This is a genomic window from Burkholderia sp. AU4i (assembly GCF_000466765.1).
GTDB classification, from domain to species: domain Bacteria; phylum Pseudomonadota; class Gammaproteobacteria; order Burkholderiales; family Burkholderiaceae; genus Burkholderia; species Burkholderia cepacia.
This window is the reverse complement of sequence record NZ_ASSI01000150.1, coordinates 1-25632: the sequence shown is the minus strand read 5'-3', so window position 1 is coordinate 25632 and position 25632 is coordinate 1. Positions and strand designations below refer to the sequence as shown.

Annotated in this window: 23 protein-coding genes; 14 read left to right on the top strand and 9 right to left on the bottom strand. The window is 67.4% G+C overall.

Annotated elements, in window-relative coordinates:
• The first annotated feature begins 2 nt into the window (after positions 1-2).
• The 3 genes from L810_RS30240 to L810_RS30230 all read left to right on the top strand — a co-directional run bounded on the left by L810_RS30240 (position 3) and on the right by L810_RS30230 (position 3055).
• Positions 3-1280: a cytochrome c gene (locus L810_RS30240; RefSeq protein WP_021162032.1), complete on the top strand. Its 1278-nt coding sequence runs from the start codon at positions 3-5 to the stop codon at positions 1278-1280.
• Between the two features lie 185 nt (positions 1281-1465).
• The gene (locus L810_RS30235) at positions 1466-1885 is read left to right on the top strand and encodes a DoxX family protein (protein ID WP_027791849.1); all 420 of its coding nucleotides are present in this window, start codon (positions 1466-1468) and stop codon (positions 1883-1885) included.
• A gap of 63 nt (positions 1886-1948) precedes the next feature.
• Positions 1949-3055 carry a porin gene (locus tag L810_RS30230; RefSeq protein WP_021162030.1) on the top strand — a complete coding sequence of 369 codons (1107 nt, stop codon included), beginning with the start codon at positions 1949-1951 and terminating at the stop codon, positions 3053-3055.
• 87 nt (positions 3056-3142) lie between these two features.
• On the opposite strand, the gene L810_RS30225 is transcribed toward L810_RS30230, so the two are convergent.
• From L810_RS30225 to L810_RS30215, 3 genes are all read right to left on the bottom strand, one after another.
• Positions 3143-3685 carry a cysteine hydrolase family protein gene (locus L810_RS30225; protein ID WP_021162029.1) on the bottom strand — a complete coding sequence of 181 codons (543 nt, stop codon included), beginning with the start codon at positions 3683-3685 and terminating at the stop codon, positions 3143-3145.
• Between the two features lie 232 nt (positions 3686-3917).
• Positions 3918-5237 carry an MFS transporter gene (locus tag L810_RS30220; RefSeq protein ID WP_021162028.1) on the bottom strand — a complete coding sequence of 440 codons (1320 nt, stop codon included), beginning with the start codon at positions 5235-5237 and terminating at the stop codon, positions 3918-3920.
• Positions 5238-5280: 43 nt separating this feature from the next.
• Positions 5281-6465, bottom strand: coding sequence for a M20 aminoacylase family protein (locus L810_RS30215; protein ID WP_042976746.1), 1185 nt, complete (start codon positions 6463-6465; stop codon positions 5281-5283).
• Positions 6466-6647: 182 nt separating this feature from the next.
• Here L810_RS30215 and L810_RS30210 point away from each other — a divergent pair, with 182 nt between their 5' ends.
• The gene (locus L810_RS30210) at positions 6648-7550 is read left to right on the top strand and encodes a LysR substrate-binding domain-containing protein (RefSeq protein ID WP_027791844.1); all 903 of its coding nucleotides are present in this window, start codon (positions 6648-6650) and stop codon (positions 7548-7550) included.
• A gap of 208 nt (positions 7551-7758) precedes the next feature.
• Positions 7759-8079: a pyrimidine/purine nucleoside phosphorylase gene (gene ppnP, locus L810_RS30205; protein ID WP_021162026.1), complete on the top strand. Its 321-nt coding sequence runs from the start codon at positions 7759-7761 to the stop codon at positions 8077-8079.
• Positions 8080-8163: 84 nt separating this feature from the next.
• Here the strand turns inward: ppnP and L810_RS30200 are convergent, their stop codons facing one another.
• The 4 genes from L810_RS30200 to L810_RS30185 all read right to left on the bottom strand — a co-directional run bounded on the left by L810_RS30200 (position 8164) and on the right by L810_RS30185 (position 12511).
• Positions 8164-8499: a hypothetical protein gene (locus L810_RS30200; protein WP_021162025.1), complete on the bottom strand. Its 336-nt coding sequence runs from the start codon at positions 8497-8499 to the stop codon at positions 8164-8166.
• Between the two features lie 482 nt (positions 8500-8981).
• Positions 8982-10769 (bottom strand): chloride channel protein, encoded by a 1788-nt coding sequence (locus tag L810_RS30195; protein ID WP_021162023.1) that lies wholly within the window; start codon positions 10767-10769, stop codon positions 8982-8984.
• 20 nt (positions 10770-10789) lie between these two features.
• The gene (locus tag L810_RS30190) at positions 10790-11203 is read right to left on the bottom strand and encodes a MarR family winged helix-turn-helix transcriptional regulator (protein ID WP_021162022.1); all 414 of its coding nucleotides are present in this window, start codon (positions 11201-11203) and stop codon (positions 10790-10792) included.
• A gap of 132 nt (positions 11204-11335) precedes the next feature.
• Positions 11336-12511 (bottom strand): HPP family protein, encoded by a 1176-nt coding sequence (locus L810_RS30185; RefSeq protein WP_021162021.1) that lies wholly within the window; start codon positions 12509-12511, stop codon positions 11336-11338.
• A 364-nt stretch (positions 12512-12875) separates the two neighbouring features.
• Here L810_RS30185 and L810_RS30180 point away from each other — a divergent pair, with 364 nt between their 5' ends.
• From L810_RS30180 to L810_RS30165, 4 genes are all read left to right on the top strand, one after another.
• Positions 12876-13844 carry a LysR family transcriptional regulator gene (locus L810_RS30180; RefSeq protein WP_021162020.1) on the top strand — a complete coding sequence of 323 codons (969 nt, stop codon included), beginning with the start codon at positions 12876-12878 and terminating at the stop codon, positions 13842-13844.
• A gap of 101 nt (positions 13845-13945) precedes the next feature.
• Positions 13946-14854: a LysR substrate-binding domain-containing protein gene (locus L810_RS30175; RefSeq protein ID WP_021162019.1), complete on the top strand. Its 909-nt coding sequence runs from the start codon at positions 13946-13948 to the stop codon at positions 14852-14854.
• A gap of 668 nt (positions 14855-15522) precedes the next feature.
• Positions 15523-16296 carry a hypothetical protein gene (locus L810_RS30170; RefSeq protein ID WP_021162017.1) on the top strand — a complete coding sequence of 258 codons (774 nt, stop codon included), beginning with the start codon at positions 15523-15525 and terminating at the stop codon, positions 16294-16296.
• Between the two features lie 20 nt (positions 16297-16316).
• The gene (locus tag L810_RS30165; protein ID WP_021162016.1) at positions 16317-17450 is read left to right on the top strand and encodes a transporter substrate-binding and LysM peptidoglycan-binding domain-containing protein; all 1134 of its coding nucleotides are present in this window, start codon (positions 16317-16319) and stop codon (positions 17448-17450) included.
• An 89-nt stretch (positions 17451-17539) separates the two neighbouring features.
• On the opposite strand, the gene L810_RS30160 is transcribed toward L810_RS30165, so the two are convergent.
• Positions 17540-18628 (bottom strand): calcium:proton antiporter, encoded by a 1089-nt coding sequence (locus L810_RS30160; protein WP_021162015.1) that lies wholly within the window; start codon positions 18626-18628, stop codon positions 17540-17542.
• Between the two features lie 550 nt (positions 18629-19178).
• Between L810_RS30160 and L810_RS30155 the strand changes: the two genes are divergently transcribed.
• The 5 genes from L810_RS30155 (at position 19179) to L810_RS30135 (ending at position 24934) form a co-directional block, all read left to right on the top strand.
• Positions 19179-20735 carry a 3-hydroxyacyl-CoA dehydrogenase gene (locus L810_RS30155; RefSeq protein ID WP_021162014.1) on the top strand — a complete coding sequence of 519 codons (1557 nt, stop codon included), beginning with the start codon at positions 19179-19181 and terminating at the stop codon, positions 20733-20735.
• Positions 20736-20793: 58 nt separating this feature from the next.
• The gene (paaK, locus tag L810_RS30150; RefSeq protein WP_021162013.1) at positions 20794-22116 is read left to right on the top strand and encodes a phenylacetate--CoA ligase PaaK; all 1323 of its coding nucleotides are present in this window, start codon (positions 20794-20796) and stop codon (positions 22114-22116) included.
• 38 nt (positions 22117-22154) lie between these two features.
• Positions 22155-22955 (top strand): enoyl-CoA hydratase-related protein, encoded by an 801-nt coding sequence (locus L810_RS30145; protein ID WP_021162012.1) that lies wholly within the window; start codon positions 22155-22157, stop codon positions 22953-22955.
• Between the two features lie 121 nt (positions 22956-23076).
• Complete coding sequence (locus L810_RS30140) at positions 23077-23748, top strand: MarC family protein (protein WP_021162011.1); 672 nt, start codon at positions 23077-23079, stop codon at positions 23746-23748.
• A gap of 205 nt (positions 23749-23953) precedes the next feature.
• Positions 23954-24934 carry an aldo/keto reductase gene (locus tag L810_RS30135; RefSeq protein ID WP_021162010.1) on the top strand — a complete coding sequence of 327 codons (981 nt, stop codon included), beginning with the start codon at positions 23954-23956 and terminating at the stop codon, positions 24932-24934.
• Between the two features lie 20 nt (positions 24935-24954).
• On the opposite strand, the gene L810_RS30130 is transcribed toward L810_RS30135, so the two are convergent.
• The coding region (locus L810_RS30130; protein ID WP_051392337.1) for a CPBP family intramembrane glutamic endopeptidase at positions 24955-25632 on the bottom strand (678 nt) is incomplete at its 5' end.

Genomic DNA, 25632 nt, shown 5'->3' with positions numbered 1-25632 from the left:
CCGTGCGGAAATCTACTCTCACCTTCCTCCTCGCCGGCTGCCTCGCGCTGCCGGGCCTCGCACGCGCGGCCGATGCGGCCGATCCGGCGCTGGTCAAGCGCGGCGAATACCTCGCGGTCGCGGGCGACTGCATGGCCTGCCACACCGCGAAGGGCGGCAAGCCGTTCGCGGGCGGTCTCGGCATGCCGATCCCGATGCTCGGCAAGATCTATACGAGCAACATCACGCCCGATCCCGAGACGGGCATCGGCAACTGGTCGGCCGAGGACTTCGAGCGCGCGGTGCGCCACGGGGTGTCGAAGAACGGCGACAACCTGTATCCGGCGATGCCGTACGTGTCGTACGCGAAGATCAACGACGACGACGTGCAGGCGCTGTACGCGTACTTCATGCACGGCGTCGAGCCGGTCAAGCAGGCGCCGCCGAAGAACGAGATTCCCGCGCTGCTGAGCATGCGCTGGCCGCTGAAGATCTGGAACTGGCTGTTCCTGAAGGACGGCGTCTACCAGCCGAAGCCGGCGCAGAGCGCCGAGTGGAACCGCGGCGCGTATCTCGTGCAGGGCCTCGCGCACTGCAGCACGTGCCACACGCCGCGCGGCATCGCGATGCAGGAGAAGTCGCTCGACGAAACCGGCGGCAGCTTCCTGTCGGGCTCGGTGCTGGCGGGCTGGGACGGCTACAACATCACGTCCGACCCGAACGCCGGGATCGGCGGCTGGACGCAGCAGCAGCTCGTCCAGTACCTGCGCACCGGCACCGTGCCGGGCCTCGCGCAGGCGGCCGGGCCGATGGCCGAGGCGATCGAGCACAGCTTCTCGAAGATGACCGAAGCCGACATCGGCGCGATCTCGACGTACATTCGCACGGTGCCGGCAGTTGCCAGCGGCGACGCGAAGCAGTCGCGCTCGTCGTGGGGCAAGCCGGCCGAGGACGGCCTGACGCTGCGCGGTGCCGCGCTCGCGTCGTCGGGCATCGATCCGGCGCGGCTGTATCTCGGCAACTGCGCGACCTGCCACCAGATGCAGGGCAAGGGCACGCCGGACGGTTATTACCCGCCGCTGTTCCACAACTCGACGGTGGGCGCACCGAATCCGACCAACCTCGTGCAGGTGATCCTGAACGGCGTGCAGCGCAAGGCCGGTAGCGAGGACGTCGGGATGCCGGCGTTCCGCCACGAGCTGTCGGATGCGCAGATCGCCGCGCTGACGAACTACCTGACCGGGCAGTTCGGCAATCCGGCCGCGAAGGTGACCGAGCAGGACGTCGCGAAGCTGCGCTGATGCGGCGCGCGACGAAGCAGGGCGATAACTGACAAGAGGAGGAGCACAGCACATCGGGTTGTTGCCCGATGCCGGTTGTTGCAGAGCGGGACGGGCGGCGCAGGCGGCCGCCCGTCCCGGTTCATTCGCAATCCGGTGCGCCGCGCGTATTTGCGCCATGCGCATCGCTTTCGTTGATCGACACCATGACACCGAATCAACCGTTTCTCGCGTCCCAGCGCGATGTGCTGCTGCTGCTTGCCCGGATCCTGCTCGTGATCCTGTTCGTGATGTTCGGCTGGAAGAAGATCGTCGACTTCCCCGGTACCATCGCGTTCATGGGTTCGGAAGGCGCGCCCGCGCCGATCATTTCCGCCGCGATCTCGGTCGTGATGGAACTGTTCGTCGGGGTCGCGATCCTGGTTGGCTTCCAGACGCGCGCGCTCGCGCTGCTGCTGGCGCTCTATACGATCGGCACCGGCATCATCGGCCACCATTACTGGACGATGACGGGCGGCGAGCAGATCAACAACATGATTCATTTCTACAAGAACATCGCGATCTCCGGCGGCCTGCTCGCGCTTTGCGCGGCGGGCCCCGGGCGTTTCTCGATCGATCGCGGATAAGCAGACCCGGGGCGCGCGCATGGGGCGCGCGCGGGAAGGTCGAGACTCCGAGGGGGCATCATTTTGCGACTCAAACATTTCGCATGGCTGATCGCGGCCGCCACACCGGCGGCTGCCTTTGCACAGACGAGCGTGACGCTGTACGGCCGGATCGACGGCGGCATCGAATACCTGAACCACATCGCGCAGCCGAACGGCGGCAGCGCGACCCGCTGGAGTGCCGAAGGCGGCGACTGGGGCACCAGCATGTTCGGCTTGAAGGGCTTCGAGGATCTCGGCGGCGGGCTGTCGACGGTCTTCAACCTGGAGACCGCGTTCCAGGTGATGAACGGCACGACGGGCGGCGGGCGTATGTGGTCGCGGCGCGCGTATGTCGGGCTCAAGAGCGACACGTGGGGCCAGCTGCAGGCCGGCCGAAACCTGTTCATCGACAGCGACGGGGTGTGGGAATTCGACCCGTTCGTTCAGCAGGCGTTTTCGTCGGCATCGCTCGTGCGCGGCCGCAACTGGCAGCAGACCAGCAACAACATCGAATATCACAGCCCCGTGATCGGCGGCTTCGACGTGCAGGCGCAATATGCGTTCGGCAACCAGTCGCGCGGCTTCAACTACGGCGCGGCCGACGATTTTGGCCGCTCGGACGGGATCATGATCTCGTACCACTCACCGTTGCTCGACGTACGCGGCATCTATGATGAGCTGCGCGACAACAACGGCAAGTTCAGCAACATCTTCACCGCGTCGCGCGAGTATTTCGTCGGTGCGAACGTCAAGGTGTCGAAGTTCAAGATCCAGGGCGCGTATACGCACTACCAGGCGCCGGACAGCCCGGCCGGGGTGGCCGATCGCGCCGATCACTACTGGCTCGGTGCGACCTACACCGCGACGCCGCAATGGGCCGTGACGGGCGGCGGTTACTACGTGAAGGTGGGTGATGGCGGTGGAGACGCGTCGCACGATCCGTCGGGGCACGCGATGATGTACGTGCTCGGCACCACGTACAACCTGTCGAAGCGCACGTTCCTGTACGGCACGGTCGCGTACGTGCGCAACGGCGGGAATTCGAACTTCTCGCTGCTCGCGACGCCGCGTGATGCGACGTCGGGGACGAGCCCGATGACGGGCGAGTCGCAGACGGGGGCGTATGTGGGGATGATGCATACGTTCTGAGCGGCGAAGGTATACCCTTGCACGCAACGACGCACGAACGGTTGCCGCCCGTGCGTTGTTGCTTCGACGGCGCGTGCCCGTTGCCGGTCAGAACACGCATGCGTCGGTCGTGGTGAGCGTCGCGAACGGCCCCCCAAGCGTCGCATTGTGATGCGCGACGATCCGCTCGGCCGGCAGTTCGGGCGTATCCATGCAGGTATGCGCGTCGGTCACGAGCACCGCACGAAAACCATGATCTGCGGCCGCACGACACGCCGTGTCGACGCAGTACTGCGTCTTCATCCCCGCAATCACGATCTCGCCGATGCCGGCCGCCTGCAGCCATGCGGCGAGCGGCGTGCCGGTGAAGCAGCTCGACTGCGTTTTGGCGAACACGGTATCGCGTGCGGCATCGATTGCGAGTTCGGGCAACAGTGCGGTCAGCGGCGAGTCGGGCGCGATCGGCGAACCGGCGGGGCCGGTGTGCCGCACCGCGAACACCGGTGCACCGGCGTCACGCGCGCGGCCGATCAACCGGTTGATGTTCGCGAGCACGCGTTCGCCGTCGTACGGCCGCCCGGGGCCGTGATACAGGCCGACCTGCATGTCGACGACGAGCAGAGCGCGTTTCGGGGAAGAGACTTCGGGCATGGCGTTTCTCCTGAGTGACCGATACGGACGGAGAAACGACAAGACCCCGTCCGGAACCGGCGGGGCCTGTGAGGAATCGTGGCGCTACGACCTTGCGCGCACTCGCCGCACGAGCCCGCCGAAGGCGGTCGTGCGTGTCGTGTTCGCGGAGGTGGTCGTGGTGTGGCGCATGGAGCGATCATGCCCGATGCGCACGTACTGCGTCAATCTCGCATCCGGCATCGCCCACCGGTCAGTCGAGTGCCTTCCCGGCTTTTTCGTCCATGCAGCGAATCGCGAGCAGCGTGAACGCGCCGCAACCAATCGCGTACCACGCCGGAGCATTCGGGTTGCCGGTTGCCGCGATCAGCCACGTGACGAAGAACTGCGCGAAGCCGCCGAAGATCGCAACGCCCACGCTGTACACGAGTGCGCCGCCCGTCGCGCGCACCGCACGCGGGAACAGCTCGCCGAGCATCGCACCCGTCGCACCGACGTTGATCGCATGCACGATCGACAGCGCGGCGATGATCGACAGCAGCGACACCGCGCCCGGCCAGCGGTTCAGCGCGATGAATGCCGGATAGATCGCGACCATCAGCACGATGCGCGTCCACCAGACGATCCGGTTGCGTCCGTAGACGTCCGACAGGTGGCCGCCGATCGGCGTCACGAGCATCAGGATCGCGCCCGCGACGCAGCCGGCCGTCATCGACAGCCAGGTCGGCAGATGCAACACCTGCACACCGTAGATCGCCATGTAGAACACGATGATGTAGTGGATCGACGTGCCGCCGATCGTCACGCCGAGGCCCGCGAACACGGCCTTGCCGTGATGGCGCAGCACGTCCGCGAGCGGCAGCGATGCGACCGGCTCGTCGTGCGTGGCGGCGGGCGCGGCGGCCGGCACTTCCTCGACGGTGCGGCGCAGCCAGTAGCCGAGCGGCACGAACAGCGTGCCGATGATGAACGGGACGCGCCAGCCCCAGCTTTCGAGCTGCGCGGCATTGAGCGTCGACGTCAGCGCGACGCCGGTCAGCGCACCGGCGAGCGCGGCGAGTCCCTGGCTCGAGAACTGGAACGATGCGTAGAAGCCGCGACGATGCTGCGGCGCCTGCTCGAGCAGCAGCGTGGTCGACGCGCCGACTTCGCCGCCCGACGCGAACCCTTGCAGCAGGCGTGCGAGCACGAGCAGCAGCGGGGCGGCGAGGCCGATCTGCGCGTAGGTCGGCGCGACGGCGATCGTCGCGGTGCCGAGCGCCATCAGCAGCAGCGTGAGGATCATCGCCTTCTTGCGGCCGGCGCGGTCGGCATACATGCCGATCACGAGCCCGCCGAGCGGGCGCGTGACGAAGCCGACACCGAAGCTCGCGACCGCGAGCATCAATTGCCCGAACGACGAATGCACGGGAAAGAACAGCTTGCCGATCAGGATCGCGAAGAAGCTGTAGACCGTGAAGTCGTAGAACTCGAGCGCGTTGCCGACGGCGGCGGCCGCGATCAGCCGGCGTTTCTTCGCGGCGGCGCGAGCATCGACCGGCGTGCTGGCGAGCGAAAGGGCGGACGTTTCCATGTGGTGTTCCCCGGTTGGCGCGAAACGATGGGATGAAGGGCCGTCAGGCCGCGAGCCAGGCTTCGGCGATGCGAACCCAGTAGCTCGCGCCGATCGCGAGGATGTCGTCGTTGAAGTCGTAGCCGGGGTTGTGCACCATGCAGCCGCCCTTGCTGCCGATCCCGTTGCCGATGAATGCGTAGCAGCCGGGGCGCGCTTCGAGCATGAACGCGAAATCCTCGCTGCCCATCAGCGGCGCGGCGTCGGTTTCGACACGCTCGGCGCCGAGCATCCGGCGCGCGATGTCGGCCGCGAATGCAGTCGGCTCCGCGTGATTGACGAGCACCGGGTAGCCGTAGTCGTAGTCGACTTCCGCCGTGACGCCGAAGCTTTCCGCCTGGCCTTTCGCGAGCGCTTCGATGCGGCGCGCGAGCAGCGCGCGCACGTCGGCGTTCAGCGCGCGCACCGACAGCTTCATCACGACGGTTTCGGGAATGATGTTGAAGGTCTCGCCGGCCTGCACGCTGCCGACCGTGATCACGGCCGCATGCTGCGCATCGACCTCGCGCGCGACGATCGTCTGCAGCGCGACCATGATGCTGCCCGCGGCCGACATCGGATCGCGCGCGAAATGCGGCATCGCGCCGTGCCCGCCGACACCGCGCAGCGTGATCGTCACGCGGTCGGCCGATGCCATCGCGGCGCCGGTGCGGAAGGCCATGTCGCCGGCCGCGCGGCCCGGCATGTTGTGGATCGCGAAGATCGCGTCGCACGGGAAACGGTCGAACAGGCCATCGTCCATCATCGCCTTCGCGCCGCCGAAGTTTTCCTCGGCCGGCTGGAAGATCAGGTTCAGCGTGCCGGAGAACTGGCGCGTTGCCGCGAGGTGGCGCGCCGCGCACAGCAGCATCGCGGTGTGGCCGTCGTGGCCGCACGCATGCATCTTGTTCGCATGGCGGCTCGCGTACGGCAGGCCGGTGGCTTCCGCGAGCGGCAGTGCATCCATGTCGGCACGCAGCCCGACCGTGCGTGTGCCTTGCCCTTCGCGCAGCACGCCGACCACGCCCGTCTTGCCGATGCCGCGATGCACGTCGTAACCCCAGCCGGCGAGCAGCTCGGCGACGAGGTCGCTCGTGAGCGTTTCCTCGAATGCGAGTTCGGGGTGAGCGTGGATGCGGTGGCGCACCTCGACCAGCTCGGGCGCGATCGCGGCGATACCGGGGATGACGGGGTTCACGGCTTGCAGCATGGTCTCTCCTGTGGGGCGGCTGGGGCGTTTGACGCACATATGACGAGCAAGCATATAAATTTCTTTTGCGTACCAGAAGCTGATAAATTGCTTTGGTGCTCACCACCGGTTGCCGCTCGGGAATACCCTGAGCCGGTGTGTGCCGTGCAGCACAGGGTTTCCACGGATCACGCGTCGCCGCCATGAAATACCATCAGCTGAAAGCGTTCGTCACCGTCGCGGAAGAGGGGAGCATTCGCGCGGCCGCGCGGCGCCTGAACGTGTCGCCGGCGGCATTGACGAAGGCGGTCAAGGAACTGGAGATCGCGCTCGGCGTGTCGCTCGTCGTGCGCACCGCGCGCGGCGTCCAGCTCACCGCGTTCGGCCAGCAGTTGCAGGTGCGTGCGCGGCTGATCGTAGCCGAAATGCAGCGCGCCCGCGACGACATCGAGCAGGCGCAGGGGGCGATGACGGGCTCCGTCGCGGCGGCGGTCACGCCGGCCGCCGCGGTGACGATCCTGCCCGATGCGTTTCGCGCGTTCCGGCGGCGTTTTCCGGTGGCGCGCGTCAGTATCGTCGAAGGGTTTCCGGGCGTCGCGCTGCCGCGGCTGCACGACGGCTCGCTGGATTTCGCGGTGGCCGTCGTCGTGCCCGAACTGCTGGCCGCCGAGTTCGATCACGCCGAACTGTATTCGAGCCGTTCGCTGATCGTTGCGCGCAAGGGGCATCCGCTCGCATCGGCCACGTCGCTCGCCGATCTCGTCGAAGCCGACTGGCTGATGAATCCGTCGCCCGAAAGCTCGACGCAGGTGCTGTTCAATTCGTTCGTCGCCTACGGGTTGCCGGTGCCGGCGCGCGTCGTCGAATGCCCGAGCTTCGGGCTCGCGCGCAGCCTGATGATGGGCTGCGACCTGATTGCCTCGATGCCCGAGCAGCTGCTGCAGGGCGAGTGGGCGCGCGACCAGTTCGCGGTCCTGCCGATCCGCGAGCGGTTGCCGGCCGTATCGGTGCAGGTCATCACGCGTCGCGACAGCCCGCTGACGCCGGCAGCGGCCATGCTGCTCGATTGCCTGCGCGATTCCGCGAGGCGCAAGGGGCTGCTGTGAACCTGCACCGGCAGCCAGCGACCGTCATGTGTCGTTATCCTGACGATCTGGCGTGCGGCGTTGCGGTCGCCCGGCAGGCACGTGGCTTGCGCGGCGCGCACGTCATCGCGGCGCCCGCCGCGCGAGCCGGTATCATAGCGGCCGGCCCGCCGCTCCGGCCGGCCTCCAACAACATCGCCATCCGGCATCCAGCAAGCAGAGGCATTTCATGACCAGTGCAACCCAATTCGACAACGTATCGATCGTCAAGCGCGCGAACGTCTATTTCGACGGCAAGTGCGTGTCGCATACCGTGCTCTTCCCGGACGGCACGCGCAAGACGCTCGGCGTGATCCTGCCGTGCGCGCTCAACTTCGGCACCGATGCGCCCGAATTGATGGAAGTGCAGGCCGGCAAGTGCCGCGTGAAGCTCGACGGCAGCAGCGAATGGCAGACCTACGGCGCCGGCGAATCGTTCTCGGTGCCGGGCAAGAGCCGCTTCGACATCGAAGTGCTCGAGACGCTCGATTACGTCTGCAGCTACCTGTAAGACGCGCGCAGCAAAAGAAAAGCCCCGCCGAAGCGGGGCTCGTCACAAGCGGATGGCGCAAGGCCATCCGGAGCGCCTGTTCTCTTACAGGCAGGCGTTGATGTCGCCGGCCGACGATGCGTCGCCGCCGCGGAAACCGACCCACGTCTTTGCATTCGCGGCGTTGGCCGGGCGCACGACGGCCGCGGCGCCGTTCGGCGGCTGCTGGCCCGGCGCATACACGGCCATGGCGAGGCCGTTCGCGAGTTCATACTGCGACGTCACTTGTTGCTGCGACTTGTCGGCCCAGGTCTTGGCGATGCATTGCGCGACCTGGTCGGCGGGCTTCTGGCTTTGTCCCACGTTTTGGAGGGCAGAATCGGCTGCATGAGCAGAAAATGCCACGGTCAATGCGATGAGCGGTAAGTATTTCGCGTTCACGTTATCTCCCTCGAGTCGTGATTGATTGAGTGGGATGCGCAGCAGGACTGCGTGCAAGTGAGATCGCATCGAACAAGCACGGTTCCGGCTATTCCGAAACAAGTTGTTAACGCGCTTGCCAAATGGCGACTCCGATGCTGTGCACTTTGCTGCGGCACGGCATGCATCGTGTGCGGCTCGACGTCATGCGCGGCGTGGTCGGCGCGCTGCCCGGTCGTGTGGTGAAGGGATGGCCGCGGCGAGCGGCATGCGTGTGCATGCCGTGCCGCAACTCTTTATTTGATTGTGCGCAGTGGAATGGCTGATGGTTGGCCCCGTCGCATGAGCACCATGATGACAAACTTTCGGCCGTCGAATTGTTAACCAACTTTAAACAGGGGAAGCGACGGAATGCGAGGCGGCACGCGACGGGCGTGCCGCGTCGTGCGCAGAGGTGACGCGAGCGGCGCGTGCGCGGCGAGGGTGCCGCGCAGTGCAGTGGGTCAGCCGGCCTTGCGCGTACCGATGTCGCGCAGGTTGGCCGGGACGATCGGGCGGAAGCGCTCGCGCTTCTGTTCGTCGTCGAAGTGCTGCAACGCGGGCTTGATGAGGTCGCTGCGCGACACGATGCCCGTGATGCGCATCGATTGCTCGTCGGCGACGACGGGCAGGCGCTCGAGCCCGAGCATCGCGAGTCGCGACGCGACGACGCGGCACGTTTCGTGCGCTTGGGCAATCGCAGGCGCACGATCGGCGAACGCGCGCGAGATCGGCGTGTCGGCTGCGGCCTGCGCGCGCTGCGCATCGAGCGTCGCACGATCGACGAGACCGAGCAGGCGCCCGTTCTGCACGACCGGGTACGCACGGTGCGTCTGCTTCGCGCCGAAGTACCGCGACTCGACGGCATCGAGCGTCGCCGCACCGTCGATCGTGACGAGCAGGTCGGCGGACGTCATCACTTCGCCGATGTCGTGCCGTTCGAGCGGATCGACGCCGTATTCGCGATAGATGTGATAGCCGCGGCGTGCGATCTTTTCCGTCATGATCGAGCGTTTCATCACGATGGTCGCGAAGCCGTGCGCGACGAGCGTCGCCGCGAGCAGCGGCAGCAGCGCGTTCGCGTCATGCGTGAGGCCGAACGCGAACACGATCGCGGTGAGCGGGGCGCCGAGCGTCGCGCCGAGGGTCGCGGCCATGCACACGAGCGGCCACAGTGTCGGGTCGCCGCCCGGCAGCATCGGCGACAGCACGGTGCCGAGGCCGGCGCCGAGCATCAGCAGCGGAGCGAGCACGCCGCCCGACGTGCCCGAGCCGAGCGCGATCACCCACATCACGGCTTTCACGATCAGCAGCGCGAGCGCGATCTTCAAGGCGATGTGCTGGTGCAGCAGGTCGCCGATCACGTCGTAGCCGACGCCGAGCGCGCGCGGCTCGAGCCAGCCGCCGATGCCGATCACGATCGCGCCGAGCGCGGGCCACCACATCCAGTGCACCGGCAGCTTCGCGAAGGTGTCCTCGACGCGGTACAGCGCGGCCGACAGCCCGCATGCGAGCAGGCCCGACAGCAGGCCCGCGACGATGCACGACAGCAGCGCGACGGGTGTCGGCGCGGCCGTCGTCAGCGGAAACAGCGGATCGACGCCGAAGAACACGGCGCGGGCGAAACCCGCCACCGCGCATGCCAGGGCGACCGGCAGGAAACTGCGCGGACGCCATTCGAACAGCAGCAGTTCGACCGCGAGCAGCACGGCGGCGACCGGCGTGCCGAACACGGCCGTCATGCCGGCGGCCGCGCCGGCGACGAGCAGCGTCTTGCGCTCGGCGGCGGTCACGTGCACGCACTGCGCGATCAGCGAGCCGAGTGCGCCGCCCGTCATGATGATCGGGCCTTCGGCGCCGAACGGGCCGCCGCTGCCGATCACGACGCCGGACGACAGCGGCTTGAGGATCGCGACCTTCGGCGACATGCGGCTCTTGCCGAACAGGATCGCCTCGATCGCTTCCGGAATGCCGTGGCCGCGGATCTTTTCCGAACCGAAGCGCGCCATCAACCCCACGATCAGCCCGCCGATCACCGGCACCACGATCACCCACGCGCCCAGCGTGTTGTTCGCGGGCGAGCGGTCGACGAACGAGAACTGCTGGAAGAAGAACAGGTTCGTGAACAGATGGATCAGGCTCAACAGCACGAACGCGGCAAGCGTGCTGAGCAGGCCGATCCCGGCGGCGAGCAACGCGATCCTGGGCAGGCGTTCGTTGGTCGAGAAATCGCGTTTGTGTGGGGCGTTCATCGGCGTGGAAAAGGAAAGGGTCAGAAATCGATCTGCGGAACCTGGAACGCGCCCTTGAGCGACTTCAGCTCGGCGCGATGCATGGCCGCGAGGCGGGCGAGCAGCGTCTCGCCGGCCGGCTCGAGGTGAACCTCGACCTGCCGGCGATCCGCTTCGCTGGTCTTGCGCTTCACGAGGCCGAGCGCTTCGCAGCGCGTGACCAGCGCGACGACTCCGTGATGCTGCGCCTGCAGGCGTTCCGCGAGTTCGCCGATGGTCGCCCATTCGCGATGCGGGTAGCCCTTGATGTGCAGCAACAGCAGGTATTGCAGCGGCGTCACGCCCTCGCTTTGCGCGGCGCGCTCGGAGAAGCGCTCGAAGCGGCGCATCTGGTAGCGGAACTCGGACAGTTGCTGGAAATCGCTTTTCGTCAGCGCGCGTCGGGTATCGTTCATCGAGGTCGGTCGGGCAGTCGGTTACGGTGACGTTGAATATATCACAACATGATATAAATGGCCGAATTCGTGCGGACAGGATGCGCTCCGCGTTGCACCGGCCGCTACATGGCGTTACGTGCGCGGCATACGTCAGGCGGCATCGAGCATTTGCGTCTGCCGATAGAGGCCCGTGACGAGATCCGTCTGGGTAATGATCCCGACGAGCCGGTGCGATTCATCGACGACCGGAATGTGGTGGTGGCCCGAATGCGTCAACAGCGGGACGAGCGCGGTGATCGGCATCGTTTGCGGCACGCACGCGACGTCTCGGGTCATCACGGAGGCGACGCTCGCCGGCTGGCCGCCGAACGATTGCGGCAGCCACGCGGACAGGCGTTGCCACAGCGGGGTCGGGCGGCGCGGCTGGCGCGTCAGGTCGGCGCGCGTGACGATGCCGGTCAGGCGGCCTTCGCCGTCGACGACGGGCAGCGCCTTCACGCGATGGCGGTCGAGCAGCGTGAGCGCGGCCATTACCGATGTCGACGGCGCGACTTCGATCGCGTTCTTCGTCATCAGGTCGGCGCACGAGAGCTGGCCGAACGTGCGTGAGTAGGCCTGCATCTCGGTTTCGCGCAGCAGTGCTTCCAGGTCGTCCGGATCGACGTCGAGCCATTCGCCGCGGCGCTTGAGCACCGCGTCGAGGTCGCCGCGTGTGAAGCGGCCGCGCGCCGGAGTGGCGCCGCCCGCCTGCGGTTTCGCTTCGGGGCGCATGCCGCCGTGCGGGTAGCGGTGCCCGGTCAGCGTGTGATAGGCGAGTGCGGCGGACAGCAGGATGGCCGATTGCAGCGCGATCGGCTCCAGCACGAAGCGGAACCCGAGCGAATGGATCGCAGGGCCGCCGACCACGGCCGTGAGCGCGACGGCGCCCGACGGCGGGTGCACGCAGCGCAGCGCGAACATGCCGCCGATCGCGCACGCGATCGCGACCGCGGCGGCCGTGATCGGATCGGCGATCCATTGCGCGCAGGCGACACCGACCGTCGCCGCGACGAGATTGCCGCCGATGATCGACCACGGCTGCGCGAGCGGACTCGCCGGCACCGCGAACAGCAGCACGGCCGACGCGCCCATCGGCGCGACGAGCAGCGGCACGAGGCCCGGTACGCCAGGCAGCACGCGCATGGTCACGCCGACTGTCGCGATGCCGACGAGCGCGCCCATGCACGAACGCAGGCGCTCGCGCCAGCCCAGCGACATCGGATGGGGAATGAAGCTGTGCAGCCATTGCCGCAACGTGCGGCGCGACGGAGGTGAGCCTGACGACATGGACGGTAAGCGGTAAAGATGACAGCGCGGGCGCGCGCAGCGACGAGCCGCGAATTATATCTCGTTGTGATATAAATTGTCGCGCCGCATCAAGACGTTGCATGTGCGTGACATGCGTGTCTTGCAAAAACCTTTCATCCGATGAAAGGTTGTGGTCCTGGCAATAGCGCAAATTTGTCTGTAGCGGCGTACAATTCGGGCCACTGAATCCCCCCTTCATGCCAGAACCACGTACGCGATGCCCGCTCTCCCGCCTTTCTCCCGGCACGGTGATCGATTCGACGTGGTTCGCGGCTGCGTTCCGTTCCTCACCTGACGCGAGCGCAGCCGACGCCTCCCCACTGACTCTCCCCAAGCCAATTCAATGGACATGCTCGAAAACATGCGCCTGTTCGTGCGCGTTGTCGAAGCCGGCAGTTTTACTGCGGTCGCGAAGGAAATCGACGCGACCACCGCGCAGGTGTCGCGCGCGGTTTCGAACCTCGAAGCGCACGTACAGACGCGCCTGCTGCATCGCACGACGCGCCACCTCGGCCTTACCGAAAGCGGCGAACGCTATTTCGAGCGCGCGAAATCGATCCTCGCGGAAATCGACTACGCGAATGCCGAGGCGCGCAACGCGCTGCTGCGGCCGAGCGGCAAGATGCGCATCCACGCGATGACGGGGCTCGGGCAGAGTCATGTCGTGTCGTCGATCGTCCGCTACCAGGAGGACAACCCCGATGTGTCGGTCGAGCTGACGCTCGCGCAGCGGATGCCGAATCTCGTCGAGGAGGGTTATGACGTCTCGATCGTGACGGCGTCGCAACTGCCCGATTCGGGCTACGTCGCGCAGACCTGCGGCACGAGCTGCAGCGTGCTCGTCGCGTCGCGCGAATACCTGGCGCGCCACGGCACGCCGCAGTCGCCCGACGAATTGCCGAACCACGTGTGCCTGCGCCTCGACACGCCCGCATCGCCGGCCGGCGAATGGCGGCTCGAGCGCAACGATGGCGAGGAGGCCGTCTACGAGCTGCAGCCCGCGCCATTCCAGGTCAACGTGCCGGACGCGCTGTGTGTCGCGGTGCGCGCCGGGCGCGGGATCGCGTGCGTCGCGCTGTATACGGTGCTCGACGACATCCGCGAAGGGCGGCTGATCCGCGTGTTGCCCGATTATCGGCTGCAGACGGTGAGCGTGTATGCCGTCTACGCGACGCGCCGTTATCTCGACGCGAAGATCCGCACGTTCCTCGACCACCTGCGCACGACGCTCACGCCCGCGCTGGAGGACGACCTGCGCGAACTCGACCGGCTGACCACCGAACAGTCGCCGGGCGGCCGCAAGCGCGCCTGACGTCCTGCGCGGCCCCGGCCGTGCATCGGGTGCAATCGAGTATGGAAATCGTATCGATATCGGTCTAACGTCCAGAGACGATCGATCGATTCAAGAATTGCATGATTGAACTGCACCAGCTTCGCTGCTTCGTCGCGGTCGCCGAGGAGCTGCATTTCGGTCGCGCGGCCCGGCGGCTCTTCATGACCCAGCCGCCGCTCAGCCGGCAGATCCAGCTGCTCGAGCATGCGCTCGGCATCGCGCTGCTCGAACGCAGCAGCCGGCAGGTCAGCCTGACCGCGGCCGGCGAGCGGTTCCTGCGCGACGCGCGGCACATTCTCGAATTCTCCGCACGGGCCGAGCAGGCCGCGCAGCGCGTCGCGCATGGCGGCGCCGGCCGCATCACGCTCGGCTTCACGGCGGTCAGCGCGTACCGGATGATCCCGATGCTGCTGGCGCATGCCGCGCACGCGCTGCCGGACGTCGACGTCGAATTGCGCGAGATGGTGTCGACCGTACAGATCGATGCGCTGGCGTCGCGGATGCTCGACGCGGGCTTCGTGCGCCAGCGGGCTGCCCGCCAGCCGCTCGAATACCGGCTCGTGCAGCGCGAACCGATGCTGGTCGCGGTCGCGGAGGGGGCGCCGCTCGCCGCGTGCGAGCGCATCGGCCCCGACGATCTCGACCGGCAGCCGTTCATCGCGTATTCGCCGAACGAGGGGAAATACTTCCACGACCTGATCTCGGGCCTGTTCGCGAACGCGGGGCGGCTGCCGAACTACCTGCATTACGTCGGGCAGACACATACGATCCTGGGCCTCGTGCGCGCGGGCCTGGGCGCCGCACTCGTACCGGCGTCGGCGCGCGAACTGCATGTCGACGGCGTGGTGTTCCGGCCGCTGGCGGGCACCGACGTGGCGGCCGAGCTGTATCTCGCATGGCGCACGGACAACGACAATCCTGCGTTGCCGGTGTTCAATGCGATGGTCGAGCGGTTTCTCGCGCAGGAGCGGGGCGGCGCGGCGACGTGATGCGCCGGGGCATCCGCCCGGCGATGTGACAAGCTTTCAGTCCGGAAGGGGGGCGCATGCGATGACAAGCAATCCTGACCGAGCACGACGGGTCGCAGTCCTGCGAATCCTTACCGTACTGAAAGCCGTTTCGCTGCCGGTGTTCCAGCGGAGGAACGCAGCGCTTCGCTGCACTGCGACAACTGCTTGACGCTGCATGCCGGTCGGCGCAGGATACGCTCGTGCATGTGGAGCGGGACGCGCCGGCCGCGCGGTTCCTGCACCCGCGATACGCAGAAGAACAACGATGAGCCTTTACGCACTCGTACCGGAATACCGGCCCCGCGTCTGTCGGCCCGCCGGAACCACGCTTCTCCCGACGCCCGTCGCGTCACGTATCCGTCATCCCGTTTCGTACCGTGCCTCGGTAGGCTTTCCCGTTCGCGCGCGAGCCGCGACGACGAACGGCGCCCGTCCGGCGCGCCGCATCGCGGCACCGTCCGCCATCCTTCATGACCGCATCCTGAACGGCGCCTACACCGGCGTCTCGTGACGCCCGTCGCGCCCGTCCTTGTATTGCGCCGCCGGTTTTGCCTGGCTGCCCGGCGGCACCGAAGTCCGAAGCATTTCGATTGAGCTTGAAAGAGCACACGCAAGCAGTTCGGTTCGAGGTTCAAGGAGAAAAACTCATGTCGCAGCTTTCGAATGAAGAAGCAAACGGCAGTTCGGGGAGTAGCAAGGTCAAGCTGGTCAAGTGGGCGATCATCATCGCCGGCGTCGCGATCGCGGCACCGGCCGCGCTGTTCATCCTGAAGGGGGTGATCGCGCTGGTCACGGCGGGCGTGATCGGTCTCGGCGCGATCTACTTGGCGCCGGTCGTCGCGATGAAGTTCGCGAACCAGAAGGTGAAGATGATCGTCGAGGAGGCGCAGGCGAACCCGATCGAGACGCTGATCAACCAGCTCGCGGAAAAGCGCCAGGCGGCACAGAAATTCGCGGACAGCATCACCGCGTTCCGTACCGAGGTGAAGAACTTCGAGAACAAGACGGAACTGTTCGAGAAGCAGTATCCGGACGACGCGCCGCGCTTCAGGCAGCAGCTCGACACGATGAAGCAACTGCTCTCGTTCCGCGAGGGGCGCTACAAGCAGGTTCAGGCCGAGCTGAAGAACTTCGCGTCGGCGATCGACCGCGCGAAGGCGATGTGGGACATGTCGCAGGCCGCGCAGCAGATGAACAAGCTCGCGGGCCGGCAGGCGTCCGACACGTTCGAGCAGATCAAGACCGATGTGGCCGTCGATTCGGTGATGCGCTCGGTCAACAAGGCGTTCTCCGAAATGGAGACGTCGCTGATGGATAACCCCGAGGTCAAGCAGGCGCAGCAGCAGGCGGTGGCGAACGCACCGCACGCGCCCGGGCTCGACGCGGCGAACCCCGCGCAGCTGCCGTCGAAACAACAATAACTTCCTGCAGGCACGCAATCATGAAAAAACTGCTTGGCGCCATCGCGTTTCTGGTAGTGCTCGTCGGCGTATGGATCGTTCATCAGGGCGGCCTGTCGACGCTGATTCCCGCGCATGATGCGGCCCCGGCCTCGACATCCGCGCAAAACGGCGACAGCGGCCAGTCGGCGCAGACGCCGCCGTCGGCCAGCGTGCTGCCGGCCGCCTTCACGCCGCAGGCCAGCACGCTGAAATCGATCGCCGAAAACGGCATCGTGCGGATCTCGGTGCAGAACCCGAGCGAACCGTTCTTCGGCGAGGACAAGGGCTCGCCGCACGGCTTCAACGTCGAGTTCGCGCGGCTGCTGTTCGCGGACCCGTCGTTCTCGCACGGCGGCAAGCCGGTCGTCGTCGATACGCGTCACGAGGTCGACACGTACCCCGGCGTGCCGAAGCAACTGCTCGATACCGACGCGAAGGGGAACCACGTGGTCGACGTGGCGATGGACGGGCTGACGTTCCCGGATAACACGCCGGCAGGCGTCGTCTATTCGGTGCCGTACGTCGACGATTTCGGCTATTCGCTGATCGTGCGGCAAGGCTCCGCGATCCGCTCGACCGACGATCTCACGGGCAAGACGGTCGGCATCCTGAAGGGCGACCCGGACGTGCGTGCGTTCGTCACGCGCCAGTACCCGAACGTGAAGTTCGTCGAAGTCGACGATTCCGATCCGGCGTTCATCGCGAAGAGCATCGACGGCCATGCGGTCGATGCGTTCATCTACGACTATCCGTTCGCGGTCAGCTCGATCAAGGGCACCGACCTGAAGTTCGCGGTGACCAAGCTCGACGGCTCGAACATCGCGTACAAGATCGGCGTGCGCGCGGATGACCAGGATCTGCTGATCTACCTGAACGCCGCGATCGCGAAGCTCAAGCAGTCGCCGCAGTATCTCGAGCTGCTGCGCAAGTACTTCGTCAGCGACCAGGCGGTGACGACCGCGGCCGCGTCAGGCGAACACACGTACGTGGTGAAGGCGGGCGACACGCTGAACATGATCGCGGCGACCAAGCTTGGCAGCGGCCAGCGCTATCGCGAGATTCAACGCCGCAACAACCTCGCGAATCCGAACCTGATCCTGGCGGGCCAGCATCTGGTGATTCCGGTGCGCTGACGGCGGCGTGAAGTGAGCGAAAGGATGGGACGTGAAGGACGGCGCGCGGCCCGGCGGAGGTGATTCGCCGGGCCGCGCGCAGGCGGGCGTCAGTGGGTGATCGACAGGAACAGGTACGCGGCGAACAGCGACAGGTGCACGACGCCGTGCAGCACCGTCGTGCGGCCCTGGCTGAGCGTCAGCGTGCTGACGAGCAGCGTCAGTGCCAGCAGCACGGTTTCCATCGGGCCGATGCCGAGCGTGAGCGGCTGGCCGACCCAGATGAACACGGCCGCGACGGTCGGGATCGTGAGCCCGATACTCGCGAGCGCAGACCCGAGCGCAAGGTTCATGCTGGTCTGCAGGCGATTCGCGCGTGCGGCGGTGACGGCCGCGAGCCCTTCCGGCAGCAGCACGAGCGCGGCGATCACGATACCGACGGCGGCTTCGGGCGCACCGAGCCGCAATACGGCATGCTCGACGGCCGGCGACAGCAGCTTCGCGAGCAGCACGACCGCGACGAGGCTCGCGAACAGCAGCAGCAGGCTGATCAGCGCGGTGCGGCTGCTCGGCGGCGCCGCGTGCACCGATTCGTTCGCGCTGTCGTGCGCGGTGAGGAAGTAGTCGCGGTGACGCACGGTCTGCACGAACACGAATGCGCCGTACAGCACGAGCGACGACACGCCGGCGAACGCGAGCTGCGATTTCGAAAAGAACGGGCCCGGTGCGGCGTTCAGGTAGTTCGGCATCACGAGCGACAGCACGGACAGGGAAGCCAGCACCGCGAGCGCCTTGCTCGCGCCGCGTCCCTGGAAGTCCTGCTCGCCGTGCTTCCACGCGCCGACCAGCAGGCAGATGCCGACGATACCGTTGCAGATGATCATCACGGCGGCGAACACGGTGTCGCGTGCGAGGCCCGATTTCTCGGGGCCGGCGCCGAGCATCACCGACACGATCAGCGCGACTTCGATGACGGTCACGGCGACCGCGAGCACGAGCGTGCCGAACGGTTCGCCGACCCGATGGGCGACGACTTCGGCATGGTGGACGGCGGCGAACACGGCGCCGGCGAGTGCGGCGGCGAACACCGCGATGACGAGGCCTTCGGCCGGCACGACGCGCGACAGCGCGAGGACCAGCCATGCGGCAAGCGGGGCCACGAGGGTCCAGCGCGGGAGCTGGTTGGACGAGAGCGGCATGGAGGGTTTCCTTATGCGAGTGGCGACGCGCGACGCGCCGTCACGGGTTGACGAAGCCCGGCCGTACTATCCGCCGAACGAGGGTGATGAAACCGAAGGGCGGCAGCACGCAACGGTGCTGCCCTGGGTTCGCTGCCGCGCGGCAGCGAGGGGCGCGGGCGGGCCGGAGCCCGTCGCGGGATGAAACGATTCGAAGCGCCCGTCGCAAACCGCGAGGCGGGCGCGTGAGACGACGCGCGTGCCGGAGGCTCGGTTCCGACCCCGGAAGGGCGGCCGGCGATGGACGGCGGTGGCGGCGTGACACGCGGTTTCCCCCTGAAATCCGGCGGTTTGCCGAATTTTATCAGGCGTTCGGGGGTCACTATCTCATATTCGAGTGCTTTCATTGACCTTTCGGTTTACAAAAAGTGCCCCGATCGTTCGAATTTTTTGTCTTTGCAGTTTCCGTAACGGTCTCTTGCACGACAAATTCGGGCACGCCCTGACATAAATCTACCGACCGGTCGGTTTATAATCGCTCGCACTTCCACTTCATGACGGATCGCAAGCGATGGCTGTTTCTTCTGCACATTCGGTGAACTCGGGCGCGCTGGCGCCGTCGGCCGTCGTCGGCGTGATCGGTGCCGGCGCGATGGGCGCGGGCATTGCGCAGGTCGCGGCGGCGGCCGGCCATACGGTGCTGCTGTACGACCTGAACGAAGCCGCTTGCGACAAGGCACTGGCCGGCATCCGCGCGCAGTTCGCGCGGCTCGCGGAGAAGGGGCGGCTCGAACCGGCCCAGGCCGATGCGGCCGGCAGCCGGCTCCGCGCGGTGCGTGCGCTGGCCGATTTCGCAGGGGCCGCGCTGATCGTCGAAGCGGCCGCCGAGCGGCTCGACGTGAAGCGCGAGATCTTCGCGACGCTCGAGCGCCATGTCGACGACGCGTGCCTGCTGGCGACCAACACGTCGTCGATCTCGATCACGTCGATCGCGGCCGGGCTGCGCGCGCCGCAGCGCGTCGCCGGCCTGCATTTCTTCAACCCGGCGCCGTTGATGGCGCTCGTCGAGGTGGTCAGCGGGCTCGCGACCGCGCCCGAAGTCGCACAGGTGCTGGTTGCGACCGCCGCCGCGTGGGGCAAGCAGCCCGTGATGGCCAAATCGACGCCGGGCTTCATCGTGAACCGCGTCGCACGGCCGTATTACGCGGAGGCGCTGCGCGTGCTGAACGAACAGGGTGGTGCGCCGGCGTCGATCGACGCGGTGATGCGCGAGGCCGGCGGCTTCCGGATGGGGCCGTTCGAGCTGATGGACCTGATCGGCCACGACGTGAACTTCGCGGTGACCGAATCGGTGTTCCGCGCGTACTTCAACGACCCGCGCTACACGCCGTCGCTGATCCAGCAGGAACTCGTGAACGCGGGTTTCCTCGGGCGCAAGTCGGGGCGCGGTTTCTACTCGTATGCGGACGGCGCGACGCCGCCCGCGCCCGATCTCGAAGCCCCGCGCGACGCGCCGGCCGACGTCGCGCTGTATGCGCAGGACGGCCCGGCCGCCGCGCTGCATACGCGCTTCACCGCACGCATCGCGGGCGCCCGGCAGGCCGGCACGCATGCCGACGACCTGCTCGCGACGGCCGGCCGTGCATCGATCGCGCTGACCGACGGCCGCACCGCGACCGCGCGCGCCGCGCAGACGGGTGTGGCCGATCTCGTGCTGGTCGACCTCGCGCGCGATTACACGCAGGCCGGGCTCGTCGCGCTGACGCGTGCGCTCCAGTGCAGCGACGCGGCCTATGCGGATGCGGTCGGCCTGTTCCAGCAGGCGGGTTTTCGCGTCGTCGGCGTCGCGGACGTGCCGGGCATGGTCGCGATGCGCACCGTCGCGATGCTCGCGAACGAGGCGGCCGACGCGGTGAACCAGGGCGTGTGCTCGGCCGCCGATCTCGATCTCGCGATGGAGAAGGGCGTGAACTACCCGTGCGGCCCGCTCGCGTGGGCCGATGCGATCGGCATCGGCCGCGTGTTTCGCGTGCTGTCGAACCTCGCGGCGAGCTACGGCGAGGACCGCTATCGCGTGTCGCCGCGCATCGCCGCACTGCATGCGGCCGGCCGCACGTTCCGGTCGTAACGCCGGCTTCGTCACCTCGAACACGATAACGACATCACTCCATTGGAGGAGCACCCCGATGACCCACCCGACGCATCCCGCCGCCGTCCTCGAGCCGATCGAGACCGCCAGCCGCGACGAACTGCAGGCACTGCAGCTCGAGCGCATGAAGTGGTCGTTGCGCCACGCGTACGACAACGTCCCGCACTATCGCCGCACGTTCAATGCGGCGGGCGTGCATCCGGACGACCTGAAGTCGCTCGCCGATCTCGCGAAGTTCCCGTTCTCGACCAAGAACGATTTGCGCGACAACTATCCGTTCGGGCTGTTCGCGGTGCCGCGCGAGCAGGTCGTGCGGGTGCACGCGTCCAGCGGCACGACGGGCAAGCCGACGGTGGTCGGCTACACCGCGCGCGACATCGATACCTGGGCGAACGTGACCGCGCGCTCGATCCGCGCGGCCGGCGGCCGCCCGGGCGACACGCTGCACAACGCGTTCGGCTACGGCCTCTTCACGGGCGGCCTCGGGATTCACTACGGCGCGGAGCGGCTCGGCTGCATGGTCGTGCCGATGTCGGGCGGGCAGACCGAGAAGCAGGTGCAACTGATCCGCGATTTCGAGCCGAAGATCATCCTCGTCACGCCGTCGTACATGCTGAACCTGATCGACGAGATGGTGCGGCAGGGGATGGACCCGGCCGAGTCGTCGCTGAAGATCGGCATCTTCGGTGCCGAGCCGTGGACGCAGGCGCTGCGCGAGGAAGTGGAGACGCGCGTGGGCATCGACGCGCTGGACATCTACGGGCTGTCGGAAGTGATGGGGCCGGGCGTCGCGTGCGAATGCGTCGAGACGAAGGACGGCCCGGTGATCTGGGAAGACCATTTCTATCCGGAGATCATCGATCCCGTCACGGGCGAAGTGCTGCCCGACGGCAGCCAGGGCGAGCTCGTGTTCACGTCGCTGACGAAGGAAGCGATGCCGGTGATCCGCTACCGCACGCGCGACCTCACCGCGCTGCTGCCGCCCACCGCGCGCGCGATGCGCCGGCTCGCGAAGATCACCGGCCGCTCCGACGACATGCTGATCGTGCGCGGCGTGAACGTGTTCCCGAGCCAGATCGAGGAGATCGTCGTCGCGCTGCCGCAGCTGTCGGGCCAGTTCCAGATCACGCTGTCGCGCGACGGTCACATGGACCGGCTCGACCTCGCGGTCGAACTGCGCTCCGAAGCGGCCGCGTCCGTCACCGAAAGCGATCGCGCGGCGCTCGCGCGCGAGCTGCAGCACCGGATCAAGACGATGGTCGGCGTGTCGACCGGCGTGACGGTGCTGGCGGCGGGCGGCATTCCCGCGACCGCGACCGGCAAGGCCCGGCGCGTGATCGACCGCCGCCAGGCCGCGTAATTCCGATGTTTGCCGTTCTACCCGAGGAAACCTGTTCGATGGATGGATTGAAGACCCTGGCCGTCACGGTCGATGCGCGCGGCATCGCAACCGTCGAGTTGCAGCGCGGCGACGTGCTCAACGCGTTCGACGAGACGATGATCGCCGAACTGACCGCCGCGTTCACCACGCTCGGCTCGAGCGACGACGTGCGCGCGATCGTGCTGCGTTCGGACGGCCGCGCGTTCTGCGCGGGCGCCGACCTGCAGTGGATGCAGCGCGCGAGCGCGAACGACGCGGCCGCGAACCTGCGCGATGCGGAGCGGTTCGCCGCGATGATGCGCGCGATCCGGCAATGCCCGAAGCCGACGGTGGCGCGCGTGCAAGGTCACGCGTTCGGCGGCGGCGTCGGCCTGTGCGCGGCGTGCGACATCGTGATTGCGAGCGATCACGCGCGTTTCTCGGTCAGCGAGGCACGCTTCGGGATCCTGCCGGCCGTGATCGGGCCGTATCTGGTCGAGGCGGTCGGCCAGCGCCAGGCGCGGCGGCTCGCGCTCACCGCGACGCAGCTCGCCGCCGGCGAGGCGGTCGCGATCGGCCTGATCCACCAGGCCGTGCCGCTCGAGTCGCTCGACGAAGCACTCGACCGGACGCTCGCCGAACTCGGCCGGAACGGCCCGAACGCGCTGATGGAGATCAAGCGCTTCTTCGACACGATCGGCGAGTATCCGTCGTCCGACGAGCGCGCGGCGTTCACCGCGCAGACGATCTCCCGCGTGCGGGCGACGCCGGAAGCGAAGGAAGGCTTCGCCGCGTTTTTCGCGAAGCGGCCGCCGGCATGGGAGGCGGGCGCCGAATAAGCGCAAGCGGAGACGATCGGCGGCGCAACGGGCGAGCCCGCATTTTGCGCCGCGGGCGCTTGCTCTACAATGCGTGACCCCCGGCGCCCCGCCGGCCCAGCCCCGACCGATTCTTCATCCGATGATCGTCAACCGCCTTATCTCCGAGATCCTGTTCGGCTTCACCGGCCTGATCGGCATCATCAACCCGATCGGCATCGCGTTCCTGTTTCTCGAACGGACCGAGGCGCTCACCGAACACGAGCGGGACCTGCTCGCCCGGAAGGTCGCGTTCAACTCGTTCATCGTGCTGCTGGTCGCGTTTTTCGCCGGCACGCCGGTGCTGCATTTCTTCGGGATTTCGATGGAAGCGCTGCGGATCGGCGGCGGCTTCGCGGTCGCCGTGGCCGGCTGGCAGATGCTGAACGAACCCGACGGGCCGGGCGGCGGCGACACGCCGGTCAAGCCGATCGACGCGAACGCGATCATGACGCGCGCGTTCTTCCCGCTGACCGTGCCGCTGACGGTCGGCCCCGGCTCGATCGCGACCGCGATCGCGCTGAACGCGAACCGAACGCACAAGCTGTCGGAGTTCATGCTGTCGAGCATCGTGTCGATCGCCGTGTCCGTACTCGTCGCGGTCGTGATCTGGCAGGTCTACAGCCGCTCCGCGCTGCTGTCGCGCTACCTCGGCAGCGAAGGCACCAAGGTCGCGAAGCGCGTGTCGGCGTTCCTGCTGCTGTGCATCGGCGTGCAGATCATGCTGACCGGCTTTTCCGCGTTCCTGCAGCCGATCGCCGACCAGGCCAAGTAAGCGGCCCGCGCCGCAGCGCACGTCGCGCGAAGCCGGCGCCTCGCACGACCTCGCACGGCCTCGCACGACCTCACGCCGGCGAACGCCCCTTCGTCCGACGCGGCGACGCCGCACGTCTTTTTGCCGCCCGGGATACCATGCGACGGTCCGGCGGATGCGCGGCGCGCATCCGGCCGTCAGCTCAACTTCAATCGCGAGGCGTGCAATGGAATACGTGAAATTCGGATCGACAGGGCTGGAAGTGTCCAGACTGGTGCTGGGTTGCATGACGTTCGGCGAACCGTCACGCGGCTCGCACCCGTGGACGCTCCCGGAAGCGGAGAGCCGCCCGATCATCCAGCGGGCGGTCGAAGCCGGCATCAACTTCTTCGATACCGCGAACATCTATTCGGACGGCACGTCGGAGGAGATCGTCGGCCGCGCGCTGCGCGATTTCGCGAAACGCGACGAGATCGTGATCGCGACCAAGGTGTTCTACCGGATGCGGCCGGGGCCGAACGGCGCGGGGTTGTCGCGCAAGGCGATCATGACCGACATCGACCAGAGCCTGAAGCGGCTCGGCACCGATTACGTCGATCTCTACCAGATTCACCGCTGGGATTACGGCACGCCGATCGAGGAGACGCTCGAGGCGCTGCACGACGTCGTGAAGGCCGGCAAGGCGCGTTATATCGGCGCATCGTCGATGTTCGCGTGGCAGTTCGCGAAGGCGCTGCATACGTCGAAGCAGCACGGCTGGACCCGCTTCGTCAGCATGCAGAACCACCTGAACCTGCTGTATCGGGAAGAAGAGCGCGAAATGCTGCCGCTGTGCGCAGACGAGGGGATCGCGGTGATTCCATGGAGCCCGCTCGCGCGTGGCCGCCTGACGCGTAACTGGGACGAGTCGACCGAGCGGCAGCAGAGCGACGAGGTCGGCCAGCGGCTTTACGACGCGACGGCGGAGTCGGACAGGGCGGTCGTCGACGCCGTTGCGACGATCGCGGCCGCACGGAACGTGCCGCGTGCGCAGGTGGCACTCGCGTGGGTCGCGCAGAAGGCCGGGGTCACCGCGCCGATCGTCGGTATTTCGAAGCCGCGGCAACTGGACGACGCACTGGCCGCGCTCGAACTGAAACTGACCGACGACGAGATCGCCACGTTCGAACGCCCGTACGTGCCGCACGCGATCGCCGGGTTCAACTGAGCGGCGGTGCCGCGCGGCCGTCAGCGCGCTGCGGCGAGCATCGGGTAGGTGAACAGTCCGAAGTGGATGACGTTGAGCCCCGCATGCGCGAGCGCGGACGCGAGCAGTCCGCCGCGCCGCCATGCGAGGCCGTAGCCGACGCCGGCCACCGTGCCGAGCACGATCCATGACCAGCCGCCGGCCGCATGCGCGGCGCCGAACAGCACCGCGCCGATCGCCAGCGCGGCCCAGGGCCCCCACGCGAACGCACCGAACGCGCGCGTCAACCCGCCCTGCACGTAGCCGCGGAACAGCGCTTCCTCGGCGAGCGTCACGAGCAGCAGGTTATTGACGAACCACAGCCAGCCCGACGCCGGCCACTTGGGCGCCCAGCCGACCATGCCGAACGCGAGCGCGCCGGCCAGGCACGCGGCCGCCGTGGCGACGGCCGCCACCGCGCCGGTGCGCAGCGCGCGCGACAGCGGGACGTCGGGGGCGACCCACGGCAGCACCCACACCAGCCACAGGCCGACGAGCGGCTTGTCGAGGTTCAGGTACATCGTGAACGGGACGGCATCCGGCGTGAAGCGCGTCGGGGCGATCACGAGGGGATTGTGGAAGCCGGGAAGCAGGTGCAGGCTGAGCGCGATCGCGAGTGCGGCGAAGACGGCGTGCGCGGCGATGCGCACCGCGCGCGGGCGCCCGGGCATCACGCCCCA